The organism is Neisseria sp. P0021.S005 (assembly GCF_051956955.1).
In genome coordinates this window covers 1-1,644 of the sequence record NZ_JBQCWY010000677.1, presented here as the reverse complement: position 1 = coordinate 1,644, position 1,644 = coordinate 1, and the positions used below count along the sequence as shown (strand labels likewise).

General features: G+C 48.3%; 1 protein-coding gene and 2 pseudogenes. All 3 read left to right on the top strand.

Annotated features, from left to right (window positions below; genetic code table 11):
* A pseudogene (locus ACTHUE_RS18235) lies at nt 1-407 on the top strand (Bcr/CflA family drug resistance efflux transporter); the annotation flags it as partial.
* Nucleotides 408-468: 61 nt separating this feature from the next.
* On the top strand, nt 469-1,278 hold the full coding sequence (gene murI / locus ACTHUE_RS18230; protein WP_440403132.1) for a glutamate racemase: 810 nt from the start codon (nt 469-471) through the stop codon (nt 1,276-1,278).
* A gap of 11 nt (nt 1,279-1,289) precedes the next feature.
* Nucleotides 1,290-1,482: pseudogene (locus tag ACTHUE_RS18225) on the top strand (UvrB/UvrC motif-containing protein); the annotation flags it as partial.
* Between the last annotated feature and the right edge of the window lie 162 nt (nt 1,483-1,644).

Genomic DNA, 1,644 nt, shown 5'->3' with positions numbered 1-1,644 from the left:
TGAAAACCGGTACGCATCCGCAAAACATCCTCAAATGGGGCATTATCGTCCAATTTTCCGCCAATCTGCTGATGACGGTTTTGGTGTTGTCGCTGTCTTTGCCGCCTTTGTGGGCTTTAGTGCCATGCGTGATGTTTTCAGTTGGTACGCAAGGCTTGGTCGGAGCGAACACTCAAGCCTGCTTTATGAGCTATTTCAGCGCAGAGGGCGGCAGCGCAAATGCCGTTTTAGGCGTGTTCCAATCCCTTATCGGCGCATCGGTCGGCATGGCAACGACTTGGCTACATAATGGTTCCGCCTTGGTGATGGCCGGTATGATGTTGAGTTCGACCGTATGCGGTATCGTGCTGTTGTGGGTTTGCTCGCATCAGGCTTGGATGGAAAACGATAAAAAAGAATATGTTTAACCTTCGGGCCGTCTGAAAAACGGTTTCAGACGGCCTCAACACTATATTGAAGAAATTAACCATGAGTACCAGCAAACAACGCCCCATCGGCGTATTCGATTCCGGCGTCGGCGGCTTGACCAACGTCCGCGCCCTGATGGAACGCCTGCCGATGGAAAACATCATCTATTTCGGCGATACCGCACGCGTTCCCTACGGCACCAAATCCCGCGCTACCATCGAAACCTTCGCCATGCAGATTGTCGATTTCCTGCTGGAAAACGATGTCAAAGCACTCGTCATTGCGTGTAACACCATTGCCGCGGTTGCCGGACAGAAAATCCGTCAAAAAGCAGGCAATATGCCCGTATTGGACGTCATCTCCGCAGGTGCAGAAGCCGCTTTGCAAACCACCAAAAACAACCGAATCGGCATTATCGCGACCAACACCACCGTCAACAGCAATGCCTACGCGCGAGCTATCCATTCAAAAAACAACGACACGCTGGTGCGCACGCAAGCCGCACCCCTGCTTGTGCCATTGGTGGAAGAAGGCTGGCTCGATCACGAAGTCACCCGTCTGACCGTGCGCGAATACCTGAAGCCGCTTTTGGCCGACGACATCGACACGCTGGTGTTGGGTTGTACCCACTTCCCACTGCTCAAACCGCTTATCGGCCACGAAGCACAAAACGTTACCTTGGTCGATTCCGCCATCACTACCGCCGAAGCCACCGCCAAAGCCTTGGCACAAGCAGGTTTGCTGAATACAGAAAACGACAATCCGGATTACCGCTTCTACGTCAGCGACATCCCCCTGCGTTTCCGCACCATCGGCGAACGCTTCTTGGGTAGAAGTATGGAGCAGATTGAGATGGTAACGTTGGGTTGATTGGAAATATTAAAGGCCGTCTGAAAGGTAAAAACAAGGTTAAAGTCGGCGAAATTCACAATGAAGAAGATGCCTTGGAATAAATTGCGAAATTGGAAAAAAGCTATGCAGCAGGTGGCCAAGGATTTGCAGTTTGAAGAAGCGGCTGTGTTACGGGATAGAATTCGGGTAATTAAGGAAGAATTGTTGTTTGGTAGTGAATAAGTTATATCATTATTAAGTTATAGGAAATTATCATGAATATTGATTTAAAAAGAGAAGATTGTGGAGAAAAGTTAAGATTTTATTTTCAAAAACATATTTTGCCTTTATATCGAAAAGATATGTTAGGTAACTTATTATTTGAAGCAACATTAACTCTTGTAA

Bases quoted from the DNA above. Each gene is read 5' to 3' on its own strand.
- murI (WP_440403132.1), top strand. From the start codon at position 469: ATGAGTACCAGCAAACAACGCCCCATCGGCGTATTCGATTCCGGCGTC.